Here is a 15,643-nt window from a genome sequence, read left to right on the forward strand (position 1 = left end):
GCATGGGGACCTGGACGACGCTGGTGGTGGACGACAGCGACACCAAGCGCTACATCGTCGGCCGCTGGCTGCGCCGCGCCGGGCACACGGTGGTGGAGGCGGCGTCCGCGGCGGAGACCTGGCGGCGGCTCGCCGAGCACGACGTCGACCTGGTGGTGCTCGACGTGAAGCTGCCGGACATGAGCGGCATCGAGGTGTGCGAGCGGATCAAGTCCGCGCCGGACACGAACTCGCTGCCCGTCATCCACATCTCCGCGCAGGCCGTGGACGTCGCCGACCGCACCCACGGGCTGCGGCGCGGCGCCGACGCCTACATGACCGACCCGATCGACCCGGGCGAGTTCCTCGCCACGGTCGAGGCGGTGCTGCGCTACTACGAGGCGCGGCGGCGGGCCGAGCGGATGGTCGGCCGGATGGCCGAGTTCACCCGGACCTCGCTGGCGATCAACGCGGCCACGTCCTTCGACCAGCTGGCGGAGGTCGCCGCGAGCGGCGCCCACGCGATCTTCGAGGTGCCGGCCGCGGTGTTCATCGTGCCGCCGGCCGGCCGGCCGCGGCGCGCCGTCGAGGCGGACGGCGGCCCCGAGCACCGCGACTACCCGCCGGGCCTCATCGAGCGGCTGATCGGCCGCACCGGGCTGGGCGACGACACCGGCACCGAGATCACGCGGGTGCCGCTGCGGGAGTGGCGGGACCTGGTGCCCGACCCCGTGCTGCGCGGCGACGCCCTGCTGGTGGTGTCCCGGCTCAAGCACGGCCACCCGCCCATCTGCATCGCGATCGACGCCCGGGGCGCGCAGGAGGACGCCGAGACCAACCTGCTGCGCCAGCTCGGGCAGGCGGTGGCGCTGGCGCTCGCCGCGCTGCGCAGCTACACCGAGGAGCACACGATCTCGCTGACCCTGCAGCGCAGCCTGCTGCCGGCGTCGCTGCCGCGGGTGCCGGGCTGGGAGCTCGCGGTCCGCTACGAGCCCGCCGGCGACCAGGCCGAGGTCGGCGGCGACTTCTACGAGGTCCTCGACCTCGGCGACCGCGTACTGGTGGCCATCGGGGACGTGCAGGGCCACTCGCTGCGGGCCGCGACGGTGATGGCGGAGGTCCGGCACGCGCTGCGCGCGTTCGCCGCCGAAGGGCACGGCTCCGTCCAGATCCTCCGGCTGCTGAACGGGGTGATGGAGCGCTACCACGACGACCAGACCGTCACCATGACCCTGATGACGCTGGACCCCCGCAGCGGCCGGCTGCACATCGCCAGCGCCGGGCACCTCCCGCCGCTGCACATCGCCGCCGGCCAGGCCCGCTACGGCAAGGGCGGCGGCGTGATCCTCGGCTTCCCGGCCGACGGCGTCGCGGTCGAGGAGACCGTGGTCCCGCCGGGCGGCACCGTCGTGCTGATCACCGACGGGCTGATCGAGGACCGCGGCATCCCGCTCGCCGACAACATGGAGCGGCTGCGGGCCATCGCCGCCCACGTCGAGGACGACCTGGAGCACTTCAGCGACCGCGTCATCGCCGAGTTCGGGCACCGCGAGGACGACGTCGCGCTGGTCGCCCTGCGCCGCGGGCCCGACCCGGGGCCCGCGGAGGGCGCGCACTGACCCCGCGCGGCGGCCCGCTCCCCTACGATGCGGCCAGGGACGGCGAGGGGATCGGGGTCGGATGCTGCGGCGTGGAAGAGTGCTCTCCGGGGTCATCGCGGCGGCGGTCGTCGGCACGCTCGCGGCCGACATCACCGTCATCGCGTCCGGGCGGCTGGAGGACGAGCGGCCCGCCGCGTCCGGCGACCTGGTGTCGGTCGACCGGGGCGCCGCGCCGCAGGCCCCGGCCGTGGCCCCGCTGACCCGCCGCTACACGCCGCACCTGCTGGTCGCCGGCACGTCCCCGCTGCCGCCCGCGGCCATCGAGCGGGCCCGCCGGCTGAAGGGCGTCGCGCGGCTCACGGTCGTGGACGCCGCCCGCGTCGGCGTCGCCGGGCGCCGCATGGGCCTGCTGGGCGTCGACCCGTCGGCGTTCCGGGCGTTCGTGCCGGAGGCGACCGCCGAGTCCGACCAGCTGTGGCAGACGGTCGCGTCCGGCGGTCTCGCGGTGTCGTTCGAGCAGAGCCGCGACGGGGCGCTGCCGCTCGGCTCCGTCGTCCAGGCGGGCCGCAGCAGCGCCCCCGGGCAGGTCCGCGTCGGCGCCTACGCGACGATGGGCATCGGCGACATCGACGCCGTCGTGTCCCGCGAGCAGGCCCGCGCGCTGGGCCTGCCGGACGGCAACGGCCTGGTCATCAGCGCCCCGAAGGCCGACCACGCGAAGCTCGCCAAGCGGCTCCAGAAGGTCCTCCCGCGCGGGACGAAGGTCGCGACGCTGACCCCGCCGCCGAAGAAGCGCGCGGCGCAGCCGGGCCGGCCGGGTCGGCCGGGCCTCCCGCAGGTCACGGGCCGGCCGGACGGGGCGGCCGGCGAGCGCACCCCGATCACCGGGAACAGGATGACGCCCACGATGCGGACCGTCCTGCTGGAGATCGCCGGCATGTTCGGCCCGTTCCCGGTGATCGGCTGCTACCGCTCCACCGGCGACCCGCAGGACCACGGCGACGGCCGCGCCTGCGACTTCATGGAGAGCACCGGCGGGCGGATGCCGAGCGCCGGCGCGCAGCGGCACGGCGACCAGGTCGCCCGGTACGCGGTCGCGAACGCCCGGCGGCTCGGCATCTCCTACGTCATCTGGAAGCAGCAGATCTGGAACGTGCGCGGCGGCGGCTGGCGGCCGATGGAGGACCGCGGCAGCATCACCCAGAACCACTACGACCACGTGCACATCTCGGTGCTGCGCTAGCCGCGCCCGGCCGCCGCGCGGCGCGGGGAAAGCGTCAGGACAGCTCCTGCTCGCACCAGACGACCTTGCCGCCCGCGGTGCGCCGCACGCCCCAGCGCTGCGCCAGCCGCCCCACGACGTGCAGGCCGCGGCCCGACTCCATCGCGTCGTCCTCGTCGTCGTGCAGCCGGATGCGGGGGCGCCCGTCGGAGGAGTCGGCGACCTCGCAGACCAGGCCGCCCTCCCGCACCAGCCGCAGCGTGACGCGCCCGCCGACGTGCTGGATCGCGTTGGTGACCAGCTCCGACACCAGCAGCATCGTGCTGTGGGTGAGGTCGTCGAGGTCCCAGCGGGCGAGCCGGTCGCGGACGAGGCCGCGGGCGCGGCGGACGGCGGCGGGCTCGGCGGGCAGCTCCCAGGTGGCGTGGTGGTCGGCGGGGATGCGGGCCAGCCGCGCCACCAGCATCGCGATGTCGTCGCGGTGCTCGTCGTCGTAGACGCCGTCGAGGGCCGCCTGGCACAGGTCGTCCAGCGGGCGGGCGGCCGCGCCCGGCCCGAACGTGGCGAGCAGCCGCGCGAGCCCGTCGTCGATGTCGCGGGCCCGGTTCTCCACCAGCCCGTCGGTGTAGAGGAACAGCAGCGTGCCGTCCTCGACGGTGAACTCGCGGGTTACGATCGGGCCGTCGCCGCCGACGCCGAGCGGCGGCGCGGGCGGCACCGGCAGGTACTCCGGCTCGGCGCCGGGCGGGGCGAGCAGCGGCGGCAGGTGCCCCGCGCTCGCGACCTCGCACCGGCCGGTGACCGCGTCGTAGACGACGTAGGCGCAGGTGGCGAAGTGCGGCTCGCGCTCGCCGAGGGTCCGCATCAGCGAGTCGAGGCGCTCCAGGGCCTCGGCGGGCGGCAGCTCCAGCCCGGCGAGCGTGTGGATGGCGGTGCGGAGCCGGCCCATCGTGACGGCGGCCTTCACACCGTGCCCGGCGACGTCGCCGACCACCAGCGCGACCCGCCCGCCGGGCAGCGCGATCGACTCGTACCAGTCGCCGCCGACCTCGATGCGGCGGCTGCCCGGCAGGTAGCGGTGGTGCACCTCGACCGTCGACGGCGCCGACAGGCCCGTCGGCAGCAGGCTGCGCTGGAGGGTGAGGGCGGTCGCGCGCTCCCGCGAGTACTGGCGGGCGCTCTCCACGAAGATCGACGCCCGGTTCGCGAACTCCATCCCGATCTCGACGTCGTAGGCGTCGAACGGCCGGTGCGCCGCGTTGCGGGTGCAGACGAAGAACCCCAGCACGCCCGCCGCGGACGTGATCGGGAGTAACAGCATCGACGCGCCCTTGAGCAGCTCGGCCACCGGCGGGCGGCGCCACGCGCTCGCGAGCCGGGCCGCGCCCTCGCCGCCGAGGGCGCGCAGCACCGGCTCGCCGGACTCCAGGCACAGCGCGTGCGGCGTCCCCGGCGGGTAGACCAGCGACTCGCCGGTGGGGAACGTCGCGTCCCAGGCCGGGTCCTCGTCGTCGAAGCCGATCGCCATCCGGCGCAGCTGCGGCCCGTCCGGGCCCTCCGGCGGCTCGTCGGCGTCGATGTGGCTCTCGGCCAGCAGCAGCGCGCCGGAATTGCAGAAATGCGGGACGAGCACGTCCATCAGGCCGCGCGCCAGCAGTTCCAGGTCGAGGGTGGAGCCGATGCGGGGCAGCGCGTCGTCCAGCAGCGCGCGGCGGATGACGGCCGGGTCGACGAACCGGTCGGCGAGCGGCACCGGCACCCGGATCACCGCGAGCGCCGCGAGGCCCGGGGCGTCGGGCGCGCCGCCGCTCATCGGGTGGACGGTCACGACCGCGTCCAGCATGGCGCCCGCGGGGGTCTCCACGGCGAGCATGGCGGTGCGCTCGCGGCCCGCCTTCAGCGCCTCCAGCAGCGGTTCCCGCGCGCCGGGGATCACCTCGTCCAGGTAGGCGCCCCGCAGGTCGTCCGCGTTCCGGGAGAGCACGGCGGCGGCGTTGCGCTCGAACTGGAGAATTCTCCCCGACGATTCCATGCCGAGAATGAGAATCCGGGTGGACGACTCCATCGCTCGATTATGGGACATCGGACGCCCGGATGCGGCCGATACGGGCGGGGAAGATCGGTCCCTAACCCCCGGCGTGGGCCTCCTCCAGGTACTGCTTCCAGGTCCGCTCCCCGGCGGCGTTGCCGGGGACGAGGTGGTGGCCCTCCCGGAACCCGCGCCCGGCCTTCCCCGGCAGCGGCAGCGGCACCCGGACGGGCCGCCGCAGCCCGCGGGCCGCGAGGTAGTCCCCGAGCATCTCCTCGGCGGTGAGCACCTCGGGGCCGCCCATGTCGTCGACCCGCCGCGCGGGGCCCGGTTCGAGCGCCAGCCCGGCGAGCCGCCCGGCGACCTCGGCCACGTCGATCGGCTGGTCGCGCAGCCCCTTCGGCACGAACACCACGCCGGGGACCTTGGTGAGGACGTTGAACACCATGTCGGGCAGCGTGTGGAACTGGGTCGTCCGCAGGATCGTGTACGGCAGGCCGGACTCCTCGATCAGCCGCTCGACGGCGTGCTTCGTCCGGTAGTACCCGTACGGGATCTTGTCGACGCCGACGATCGAGATGTACACCAGGTGCGGGGCGCCCTCGGCGCGCGCGGCCTCGACCAGCCGCCGGGTGGCGGGCAGGTCCCGCTTGGAGTGGAACGGGTCGCTCGCGCAGTGCACGATCGTCTCCGCGCCGGCCACCGCCGCGGCGACGCCCTCGCCCTTCCACAGGTCGCCCTTGTGCCAGGTGATGCCCGGTTCGGCGGCGCGTTCGCGCCGGCTCAGCCCGTGCACGTCCGCGCCGGCCTCGGCCAGCCGCCGCGCGACCACCCGGCCGAGCGTGCCGCTCGCCCCGGTCACCAGGATCATGATGCCTCCTCGATCGGTCAGGAACTCCCGAAGACCTGCGGCGGCGGGACGGGCGCGACGATCTCCTCGCCGTCGCGCAGCGGCGCCGCGCCGGCGCAGAACGCGGCGAGGTCGCCGCCGTCCATCACCCGGGCGCGGACGGCGCCGCCCGCCGCGCGGCGGGTCAGCTCGGCCACCGGCAGCGGCGCCTCCGACCCCGCCACGATCAGGTTGCCGAACCGGCGGCCCCGCAGCACCCCCGGGTCGCCGAGCAGCACCGTGTGCCGGAACACCGAGCGGATCGTGGCGGCCACCCGGCGCGCGAACGGCAGCCGGAACCCGTCGGCCACGTTGACGACGTAGACGCCGCCCGGCCGCAGCACCCGCGCGGCGTCCAGCACGAACTCGCGGGTGGCGAGCTCGGGCGGCATGGACGCCTCGGCGAACGCGTCCATCACCACGAGGTCGTCGGCGTCGTCGGCCAGCGCCGCGACGCCCGCGCGCCCGTCGGTGACGCGGATGCGCAGGCCGGGGACGCCCTTCACCGGCAGCCGCTCCCGGACGAGCTGCACCAGCTCCGCGTCCGGCTCCAGGACGACCTGCCGCGACCCCGGCCGCGTCGCGGCGATGTAGCGGGGCAGCGTGCAGCCGGCGCCGCCGATGTGGACCGCGTCGAGCGCCGCGCCGTCCGCGACGGCGCAGTCGACCACGTCGCCGATCAGCCGCATGTACTCGAAGTCGAGGTAGGTGGGGTCGGACAGGTCCACGTAGGACTGCGGTACCCCGCCGACGAGCAGCATCCAGCCGCCGTCGCGGTCGGCGTCGCGCAGCAGCTCGGCCTCACCGCCCGCGATGCGGTACGTCCGCGGGGGCGGGCCGTGCCTGCGCTTGCGTGCCATGCCCCCACCCTACGGAGCCCCCACCCTGCGGACACACCGGACGGTGCGCGCCGCGACCGTCAGGTGCGCTCGGTGAGCGCCGCCTCGGACGCGAAGTGGCACGCGCTGGGATGGGCGGAGCCGTCGCGCTCCTCCAGCGCCGGGGCCTCGTCGGCGCAGACGTCGCGGGCCTTCCAGCAGCGGGTGCGGAACCGGCAGCCGGACGGCGGGTCCAGCGGCGACGGCGGCTCGCCCTCCAGCCGGATCTGCCCCGCCCAGCCGGGCGCGTCCGGGTCGGGCACCGGCACGGCCGACAGCAGCGCCTGCGTGTACGGGTGCGTCGGATGGTCGTAGATCTGCGTCTCGTCGCCGGTCTCCACGACCTTGCCGAGGTACATCACCGCCACGCGGTCGGAGATGTGCCGGACGGCCGCCAGGTCGTGCGCGATGAACACGTACGCCAGGCCCAGCTCGCGCTGCAGCTCGGCGAGCAGGTTCATCACCTGCGCCTGGACGGAGACGTCCAGCGCCGACACCGGCTCGTCGCACACGATCACGTCCGGGCGCAGCGCGAGGGCGCGGGCGATCCCGACCCGCTGGCGCTGCCCGCCGGAGAACTGGTGCGGGTACCGGTTGACGTGCCCGGGGTCGAGGCCGACCAGTTCCAGCAGCTCCTGGACGCGGGCGCGGCGCTCCCCCTTCGGCGCGGCGTCCGGATGGATCGCGAACGGCTCGCCGACGATGTCGCCGACCGTCATCCGGGGGTCGAGCGAGGAGTACGGGTCCTGCATCACCATCTGGATGCGGCGGCGCAGCGCCCGCAGCTCGGCCCGCCGCATGGCGAACACGTCCCGGCCGTCGAAGCAGACCGTCCCGGCGGTGGGCCGCTCGGCGGCGAGCAGCAGCTTCGCCAGCGTCGACTTCCCGCACCCGGACTCGCCGACGATGCCGAGGGTCTCGCCGCGGCGCAGCTCCAGGTCGACGCCGTCGACGGCCTTGACGTGCCCGACCGCGCGCTTGATCACCACGCCCCGGGTCACCGGGTAGTGCTTGACGAGCCCCTCCACCTGGAGGATCGGCGGGTCACTCGGGTCCGGCACCGTGCACCTCCGCGGCGAAGTGGCAGGCGGCCGCGTGGCCGGGCGCGACCGCGGTGAGCGGGGGCCGCTCCGCCGCGCAGACCGCCTCGGCGCGCGGGCAGCGCGGCTGGAACGGGCAGCCCGGCGGCAGCGCGGCCGGGTCCGGCGGCGCCCCCTTGATCGGGACGAGCGGCGCGCCGCGCCGGTCCAGCCGCGGCACCGACGCCAGCAGGCCCCGCGTGTAGGGGTGGGCGGGCCGCGCGTACAGCTCCCGGGCGGGCGCCTGCTCGGCGACGGACCCGGCGTACATGACGACGATGCGGTCCGCGACGCCGGCGACGACGCCGAGGTCGTGGGTGATCAGCACCATGCCCATGCGCAGCTCCTCCTGGATCCCGGCGAGCAGCCGCATGATCTGCGCCTGGACGGTCACGTCCAGCGCGGTCGTCGGCTCGTCGGCGATCAGGACGTCCGGCTCCAGTGCCAGCGCCATCGCGATCATGATGCGCTGGCGCATGCCGCCGGAGAACTGGTGCGGGTAGTCGCCGAGCCGCCGGGCCGGGTCGGGGATCCCCACCCGGTCCATCAGCTCGACGGCCCGGTCCCGGGCCTCCCGGCGGCCGAGGCCGCGGTGCACCCGGTACATCTCGCGGAGCTGGTCGCCGACGGTGAACACCGGGTTCAGCGCGGTCAGCGCGTCCTGGAAGACCATCGAGACGCGGTCGCCGCGGTAGCCGCGGCGGCGCCGCTCGGGCAGGCCGAGCAGCTCCTCGCCGCGCAGCCGCACCGACCCGCGCTCGACGCGGGCGGGCGGGGAGTCGAGGATGCCCATCACCGCCTGCGCGGCGACGCTCTTGCCCGACCCCGACTCGCCGAGGATCGCGAGCGTCTCGCCCTCGTCGAGGGTGTACGACAGGCCGTTCACCGCGCGCACGTCCCGGCCGCGCACGCGGAACACCACGTGCAGGTCGTCGACGCTCAGCAGCGGCGGCGGCGCGGGGGCATCGTCCATCACGTCCGTGGGCATTCCGGGATCACCGCAGCTTCGGGTCGAGGGCGTCGCGGACGGCGTCGCCGAGCATCAGGAAGCTCAGCACCGTCGCCGACAGGAACACGGCGGGGAAGACCAGCAGGTGCGGGTGGTCGATGAAGGAGTCCTTCGCCTGGTTCAGCTGGAGCCCCCAGGAGACCTCCGGGTACTGCAGGCCGACGCCGAGGAAGTCCAGCGTGGCCTCGCCCACGATCACGTTGCCGACGTTGAGGGTGGCGACCACGATCACCGGGGCGAGCGCGTTCGGCAGGATGTGCCGGGCCATGATCCGGGCGTCGGACGCGCCGAGCAGCCGCGCCGCCTGCACGTAGTCGGCGTCCCGGACGGAGATGACCTGGCCGCGCATGATGCGGATCATCGTCGTCCAGCCGAGCAGCACCAGCACCAGCGTCATCGCCCACACGCCGTGCGAGGGGAACGCCACCAGGATCACCGTGGCGCCCAGCACGAACGGCAGCCCGAAGAACACGTCGGTGAGCCGCGCGATCACCGCGTCCAGCAGGCCGCCGTAGTACCCGGCGAGCAGCCCGAACACCATCGCGATCAGCAGCGCGAACAGGGTGACGGCGACGCCGATGAGCAGCGTCGGGCGGGCGCCGTGCACGACGTGCGCGTAGTAGTCGCAGCCCGCGAGGTCGGTGCCGAACCAGTGGCCGCCCGACGGGCCGGCCTTGGCGGCGTTCGGGTCGCAGCCCTCGTTGACGTCCGTGGCGGTGAACAGCCGCGGCAGGACGGCCATCACCGCGACGAACGCCAGGATCGTCACCGAGATCCAGAACACCCAGCGGCGGCGCAGGTCGCGCCACGCGTCGTCCCACAGCGACGCCCGGCCGATCTCGCCGCCGGCCGCGGCGACGGCCGCCGCGCCCGCCCCGGCGGTCGTGCCCGCCCCGGCGGTCGTGCCGGCGAGCGCCCCGGCCGCGCCGGGTGCCGGTTCGGGCTCGGCGCCCGGCGGGCCGGCGTCCTTGATCGTCATGCGCGCCTCACTCGTACCTGATCCGCGGGTCGAGCACCCCGTACAGCAGGTCCACGACCAGGTTGACCAGCAGGAAGATGAGGACCAGCACGGTGACCGCGCCGACCACGACCGGGCCCTCCTTCAGCTGGATCGACTGGAACACCTGCTGCCCGATGCCCGGCAGGTTGAAGATGCCCTCGGTCACGACCGCGCCGCCCATCAGGTTGCCGAAGTCGACGCCGAGGTAGGTCACCACCGGGATGAGCGAGTTGCGGAGCGCGTGCCGGCCGACCACCCGCGCCCGCGACAGGCCCTTGGCGTTCGCGGTGCGCACGTAGTCGGCCCGCAGGTTCTCCGACAGGCTCGTGCGCGTCAGCCGCGCCACGTACGACAGGCCGAGCGAGCCGAGCACGATGCCCGGCAGCAGGTAGCTCACCGGCCAGCCCTCGTCCGTCCCGGCCGTGGGGAAGATCTGCCAGTGCAGTCCGAACAGCAGCTGCGCGGCGTACCCGAGGACGAACACCGGCACCGCGATGACCAGGGTCGTCCCGCCGAGGACGAGGGTGTCGGCGAGCCGGCCGCGGCGCAGCCCCGCCCACACGCCGAGCGCGATCCCGATGGCCAGCTCGAAGATCCAGGCGGTGAGGGCGAGCTGCGCGGTCACCGTCCACCGCCCGCTGAGCATCTCCGACACGCTCTGGCCGGTGTAGTTCTCGCCCAGGTCGCCCTGGGCGAGGCCCCACATGTACTTCCCGTACTGCACCAGCAGCGGGTCGTTGAGGTTGTACCGGTCCCGGAGCGTCTGCAGGACGTTGTCCGGGACCGGCTTGTCCCCGGCGAGCGCCTGAATGGGGTCGCCCGGAAGCGCGAACACCATCACGTAGATGAGCAGCGTCGTGCCGAAGAAGACGGGGACCGCCTGCAGGAGCCGCCGTAGGACGTACCTCCACATCGCCGGTTACTTCACCGTCACATCGGTGGCGACGAGACCCGTCGAGTACGGGGTGATCACGACGTTGTCGACGTTCTTCGAGCGGCCGCCCTCGCCCGCCCAGGTCCACAGCGGGATCATCGGCATCTCCCGGAGCGCGATGTCCTCGGCCTGGTTGTAGAGCGCGATGGCCTGCTGCTGGTCGGCGGCCTGGTTGGCCTTGGCGATCAGGTCGTCGAACTCCTTGTTCTTCCAGCCCATGCGGTTGTCGGCCGAGCCCCACATGTTCTCGAGGTAGTTCTGCGGGCTCGGGAAGTCGGCCTCCCAGTTCTGCCGGTAGGGGCCCTTCTCCTTGCGCTCGCGCAGCATCGAGAAGTAGTCGGACGCCGGCACCTGCCGGAACTGGACGTCGGTGATGCCGAGGTTGTCGCGCAGCGAGTTCGCGACGATCTGCATCCACTGCGCGTAGGTCGGCTGCGCGTTGGAGAAGTACAGCTCCATCGTCCCCTTGAACCCGCCGGCCTTGTCGAACAGCTGCTTGGCCTTCGCCGGGTCGTAGGTGCACAGCTCACCGCAGGCGTTGTCGCGGTGGCCGGGGATGATGGACGGGATCAGCGAGTCGGCGGGGAAGTAGCCGCCGTTGTAGACCGCCTTGTTGATGCCCTGGCGGTCGATGACCATCGAGATGGCCTTGCGCAGGTCCGGGTTGGCGAACCGCTTGTCGAACACCGGGAAGCCGAGGTAGTCGGTGGTGCTCATCTTCCGGGCGAGGAACCGGTCCCCCAGCAGGCGCTTGGCCTCGGGGACCTTCGCCGACGGGATCGTCTGCAGGACGTCGATCCGGCCCGCCCGCAGGTCGGTGTAGGCCGTGTCGGCGTTGGAGTAGCTCTTCCAGGTCACGCCCTTGTTCTTCGGCTTGCGCGGGCCCGCGTACCCGGGGTAGGCGACGAGCTTGATCTGCTTGTTGCGCTCCCAGTTGCCGTCCATCTGGTACGGGCCGTTGCCGATCGGGTGCTCCTCGAACGCCTTCAGGTCCTTCAGCCCGGCCTTCGGCATCGGCGCGTACGCCGGGTACGTCAGCAGCAGCGGGAACTGGCTGAACGGCGCGTTCAGCGTGACCTTGAGCGTGTCCGGCCCGGTGACCTCCAGGCCCGACAGCGTGTCGGCCTTCGGCTTGGCGTTCTCGTCCTCGGGGTTCATCTCCTCGTAGCCCTTGATGTACGAGAAGTAGGAGTTGGCGCTCATCGCGTTCGGCCCGTACGCCGCGTTGTTCCACGCGTCGGCGAAGCTCTGCGCGGTCACCGGCTCGCCGTTGTGGAACTTCTGCCCCGCCCGCAGCTTGACCGTCCAGACCTTCTGGTCGGAGGAGGTGACGGACTCGGCGGCCAGCGGCTCCGCCTTGCCGTCCGCGCTCAGCGTCATCAGGTTGTCGAACAGCTCGGTGATCACGTCGAAGGCGTAGCTGCTGGTCGTGTTGGCGGGCACCAGGTGGTCGGGCTCGGAGTGCCCGACGGTGAACGTCCCGTCGCTCGCCCCCGCCTCGTCACCGCCGCCGCAGGCCGACAGCCCCAGCGCCACCGCGAGCGCCACCGCGACGGCTCCCGCGGCCTTCTTCCGCACGCCCTTCCGCACGCCCCATTGGCCGATCATGCAATCCTCCGCCCCGCTCCACGGGCGCTTGGCCGCCCGCCGCACCTCGATTGTTGGCAGGGTGGTCCGTGCGGCGACGTTTTGCACACTGCGCTGACGGAGTCGAAACCGGATCGATACGTTCTTGATCATGCGTTCCCGGTTCCGGGCGCGACACGCCGCCGCCGCGTTGACACGGGCCGGTCCCCGGGGACAATGAACCCTCGTCGCGTATCGGAGGTTCGATGGAGGACGGGGCGGGCATCGAGGCCGGCCGGATCTGTGCTGAGCTGATCCGTTTCGACACCACCAACCAGGGCGAGGGGGTGGCCCGTCCGGAGCGTCCCGCGGCCGAGCACGTCGCCGCGCTGCTGGCCGAGGTGGGCGCGGAGCCGCGCGTCGTGGAGTCGGCGCCCGGCCGGGCGAGCGTCCTCGCGCGGATCCCCGGCACCGACCCGTCGCATCCGGCCTTCCTGATCCACGGGCACCTCGACGTGGTCCCCGCCGACGCCGCCGACTGGGCCGTGCCGCCCTTCTCCGGCGAGGTGCGGGACGGGTGCGTGTGGGGGCGCGGCGCGGTCGACATGAAGGGCAGCCTCGCGATGACGCTCGCGGCCGTCCGGCAGAGGCTGCGCGAGGGGCGACGCACGCGCGGCGACCTGGTGCTGGCGTTCCTCGCCGACGAGGAGTGCACCGGCGAGTACGGGTCCCGGTACGTGGCGCGCGAGCACCGGGAGGTCTTCGAGGGCTGCACGGAGGCGATCAGCGAGTCCGGCGGGTTCAGCGTGGAGGCCGGCGGCCGGCGGATCTACCCGGTCGCCACCGGCGAGCGCGGCACCACCTGGCTGAGGCTGACGGCGCGCGGCACCGCCGGGCACGGCTCGAAACCGGCGCCCGACAACGCGGTCGCCGAGATCGCGCACGCGGTGTCCCGGCTGGCCGCGCACGAGTGGCCCGTCCGGCTGACGCCGGGCGTCCGCGCGCTGCTGGACGGGCTCGCGAAGGCGCTCGGCACGACCATCGACCACGACCGCCTCGACGCGGAGGCCGCGCGGCTCGGCCGGGCCGGGCACCTGTTCGCCGGGACGATCCGCAACTCGGCGAACCCGACCCGGCTGGAGGCCGGCTACAAGGTCAACGTCGTGCCCGGCACCGCGACCGCGCAGGTCGACGGCCGCTACCTGCCCGGCACCGGCGAGGAGTTCCTCGCCACGATCGACCGGCTGCTCGGCCCCCGGGTCACCCGCGAGTTCATCAACTACGAGGAGGCCCCGGCGGCCGACCCCGCGGGGCCGACGTTCACCGCCCTCGCCGACGCGCTCCGCGCCGAGGACCCGGAGGCCCATCCCGTCCCCTACGTGATGGCCGGCGGCACCGACGCGAAGTCGTTCCACCGCATCGGCATCACCAGCTACGGCTTCGCGCCCCTGCGCCTGACGCCCGACCTCGACTACTTCGGCATGTTCCACGGCGTCGACGAGCGCGTCCCCCTCGACGGCCTGGCCTTCGGCACCCGGGTCCTGGACCACTTCCTCGACACCCGCTGACTCCCGGACACCCGCTCCGCATCCACGGCCCGAAGGGCCCGGCCGCCCGCGGGCGGCCGGGCCGGAACGGGCGCGTCAGCGGGACTTCTGGTAGCCCCGCACCGAGTGGACCGCCAGTGCCACGGCCGCCGCGGCCAGTACCAGCAGCCCTGAGCCGTGCCGTGCGGCCGACGCCCAGTCCGGGTCGGCGGACAGGGCCGCGCGGGACGCGTCGAGCGCCCAGCTCACCGGGTTGGCGGCGGCCACGCGGTCGATCCACGAGGGCATCAGGTTCGCGGGCATGAACGCCGACGACAGGAACGTGAGCGGCAGCAGCAGCATCACGTTCAGGCCGATGATGGTGTTGCGGTCGCGCGCGAGCAGCGCCAGCGTGTTCGACAGGGCGGCGAGGACGACGCCGACCAGCACCGAGGCGGCGACGAGGACGGCGAGGCCCGCGGCGCCGCCCGGGTAGGCGGCGCCCGCCGCCGCGCCCAGCAGGATGATCACCAGGGACTGGAACGCCGTGCTGAGGGCCTGCTCCACGACGCCAGCGTGCACGATCGCGCCGCGGCGCACCGGGGTGACGAGGAAGCGGTCGAGGGTGCCGCGCTCGATCTCGTCCATCGTCGCCATCCCGGCGAACGTGTTCAGCGACACCGCGTTCATGACGACGACGCCCGGGACGATGTAGTCGAGGTAGGACGCGGCGCCGAACCCGGGCAGCTCGGCGACCCGCTCGAACAGCTCCCCGAACAGGAACAGCCAGATCATCGGCTGCGCCAGCGTCATGACGAGGACGGCCGGGTTGCGCAGCAGCGCCGACAGGCGCCGGTGGGTCATCCACCAGGTCCCGGTCACCAGGCCGGTGATCGCGGCGCTCATCGGGGTGGTCGCCGGGGTGGTCGCCGGGGTGGTCATCGGGGTGGTCATCGGGTGCCTCCCGCGGTCGCGGGCTCGGAGCCGGCCAGGCGGCGCCCGGCGTAGCGGAGGTAGACGTCGTCCAGGGAGGGCCGGGCGACGGTGGCGGACGCCGCTGGGACGCCGGCCTGGTCGAGGGCGGCGAGGACGGCCGGGACGGCGGCGGCCCCGTCGCCGGTGCGGGCGCTGAGGCGCGGCCCGTCCAGCACGATCTCGCGGACGCCGGGGAGGCGGCCGAGCGCCTCCCGCACGAGCGGCTCCGGCGGCGCCTCCGGCCAGGCGACGTGCACGGCGTCGCCGCGCAGCTCGCCCTTGAGGCCGTCGGGGGTGCCCGAGGCGACGACGCGGCCCCCGTCGACGATCGCGAGCCGCCCGGCGAGCCGGTCGGCCTCGTCGAGGTAGTGGGTGGTCAGCAGGATCGCCAGGTCGTCGTCGCCGGCGAGCCGGGCGATCTCGGCCCACACGGCGGCGCGCGCCTCGGGGTCGAGCCCGGTGGTGGGCTCGTCGAGGAACAGCACCCGCGGGCGGTGGACGAGGCCGAGCGCGATGTCGAGGCGCCGCCGCATGCCGCCCGAGTAGGTCTTCACGCGGCGGTCCGCCGCGTCGTCCAGGCCGAAGCGGGCGAGCAGCTCCGCGGCCCGCCGCCGCGCCCGCGCGCCGGGCAGCCCGTACAGGCGGCCCTGAAGGACGAGGTTGGCGCGGCCGCTCGCCTCGGGGTTGGCGCCGGACTTCTGCGCCACGACCCCGATCCGCCGGCGGACCCGGTCGGGCCGGCGCAGCACGTCGTGCCCGGCCACGGCGGCGGTGCCGGCGTCGGGCCGGACCAGGGTGGTGAGGATCTTGACGGTGGTGGACTTGCCGGCCCCGTTGGGGCCGAGCAGCCCGAGGATCTCGCCCTGGGCGGCCGTGATGGTCAGCCCGTCCAGGGCCCGGACGTCGCCGGGATAGGTCTTCACGAGGCCCTCGGCCTCGATGGCGTGCGCCATGGT

At 74.1% G+C, this 15,643-nt stretch carries 13 protein-coding genes; 3 read left to right on the forward strand and 10 right to left on the reverse strand.

From position 1 onward, the window contains the following. The first annotated feature begins 2 nt into the window (after positions 1–2). The gene (locus tag CHF16_RS18340; protein WP_089327321.1) at positions 3–1,598 is read left to right on the forward strand and encodes a SpoIIE family protein phosphatase; all 1,596 of its coding nucleotides are present in this window, start codon (positions 3–5) and stop codon (positions 1,596–1,598) included. A 61-nt stretch (positions 1,599–1,659) separates the two neighbouring features. Further along, positions 1,660–2,823, forward strand: a complete 1,164-nt coding sequence (locus CHF16_RS18345; protein ID WP_089327280.1) for a VldE C-terminal domain-containing protein — start codon at positions 1,660–1,662, stop codon at positions 2,821–2,823. Positions 2,824–2,857: 34 nt separating this feature from the next. Here the strand turns inward: CHF16_RS18345 and CHF16_RS18350 are convergent, their stop codons facing one another. The 8 genes from CHF16_RS18350 to CHF16_RS18385 form a co-directional block, all read right to left on the reverse strand. Further along, the gene (locus tag CHF16_RS18350; protein WP_245868753.1) at positions 2,858–4,867 is read right to left on the reverse strand and encodes an ATP-binding SpoIIE family protein phosphatase; all 2,010 of its coding nucleotides are present in this window, start codon (positions 4,865–4,867) and stop codon (positions 2,858–2,860) included. 61 nt (positions 4,868–4,928) lie between these two features. After that, entirely contained in the window at positions 4,929–5,702 is a 774-nt protein-coding gene (locus tag CHF16_RS18355) for an SDR family oxidoreductase (protein ID WP_089327282.1), read from the reverse strand. A 17-nt stretch (positions 5,703–5,719) separates the two neighbouring features. After that, positions 5,720–6,580 (reverse strand): spermidine synthase, encoded by an 861-nt coding sequence (locus CHF16_RS18360; protein ID WP_089327283.1) that lies wholly within the window; start codon positions 6,578–6,580, stop codon positions 5,720–5,722. Between the two features lie 59 nt (positions 6,581–6,639). Then, complete coding sequence (locus CHF16_RS18365; RefSeq protein ID WP_089327284.1) at positions 6,640–7,659, reverse strand: ABC transporter ATP-binding protein; 1,020 nt, start codon at positions 7,657–7,659, stop codon at positions 6,640–6,642. Then, positions 7,643–8,665, reverse strand: a complete 1,023-nt coding sequence (locus CHF16_RS18370) for an ABC transporter ATP-binding protein (RefSeq protein WP_179271580.1) — start codon at positions 8,663–8,665, stop codon at positions 7,643–7,645. Before CHF16_RS18370 ends, CHF16_RS18365 begins: the two co-directional genes overlap by 17 nt. 7 nt (positions 8,666–8,672) lie before the next feature. Next, complete coding sequence (locus CHF16_RS18375) at positions 8,673–9,665, reverse strand: ABC transporter permease (RefSeq protein WP_143228033.1); 993 nt, start codon at positions 9,663–9,665, stop codon at positions 8,673–8,675. Between the two features lie 7 nt (positions 9,666–9,672). Beyond that, positions 9,673–10,599 carry an ABC transporter permease gene (locus CHF16_RS18380; RefSeq protein WP_089327285.1) on the reverse strand — a complete coding sequence of 309 codons (927 nt, stop codon included), beginning with the start codon at positions 10,597–10,599 and terminating at the stop codon, positions 9,673–9,675. Between the two features lie 6 nt (positions 10,600–10,605). Then, positions 10,606–12,228 carry a peptide ABC transporter substrate-binding protein gene (locus CHF16_RS18385; protein WP_143228034.1) on the reverse strand — a complete coding sequence of 541 codons (1,623 nt, stop codon included), beginning with the start codon at positions 12,226–12,228 and terminating at the stop codon, positions 10,606–10,608. A 224-nt stretch (positions 12,229–12,452) separates the two neighbouring features. Here CHF16_RS18385 and CHF16_RS18390 point away from each other — a divergent pair, with 224 nt between their 5' ends. Further along, on the forward strand, positions 12,453–13,754 hold the full coding sequence (locus tag CHF16_RS18390) for a M20/M25/M40 family metallo-hydrolase (RefSeq protein ID WP_089327287.1): 1,302 nt from the start codon (positions 12,453–12,455) through the stop codon (positions 13,752–13,754). Positions 13,755–13,829: 75 nt separating this feature from the next. Here CHF16_RS18390 and CHF16_RS18395 read toward each other — a convergent pair whose 3' ends face one another. Continuing rightward, positions 13,830–14,666 carry an ABC transporter permease gene (locus tag CHF16_RS18395; protein ID WP_218826721.1) on the reverse strand — a complete coding sequence of 279 codons (837 nt, stop codon included), beginning with the start codon at positions 14,664–14,666 and terminating at the stop codon, positions 13,830–13,832. Further along, a complete protein-coding gene (locus CHF16_RS18400) occupies positions 14,663–15,640 on the reverse strand; it encodes an ABC transporter ATP-binding protein (protein WP_089327288.1) in 978 nt (325 codons plus the stop codon). The genes CHF16_RS18395 and CHF16_RS18400 overlap by 4 nt, the downstream gene beginning before the upstream one ends. Positions 15,641–15,643 lie beyond the last annotated feature (3 nt).

The sequence above is a fragment of the Actinomadura meyerae genome (assembly GCF_900188445.1).
GTDB lineage: Bacteria > Actinomycetota > Actinomycetes > Streptosporangiales > Streptosporangiaceae > Spirillospora > Spirillospora meyerae.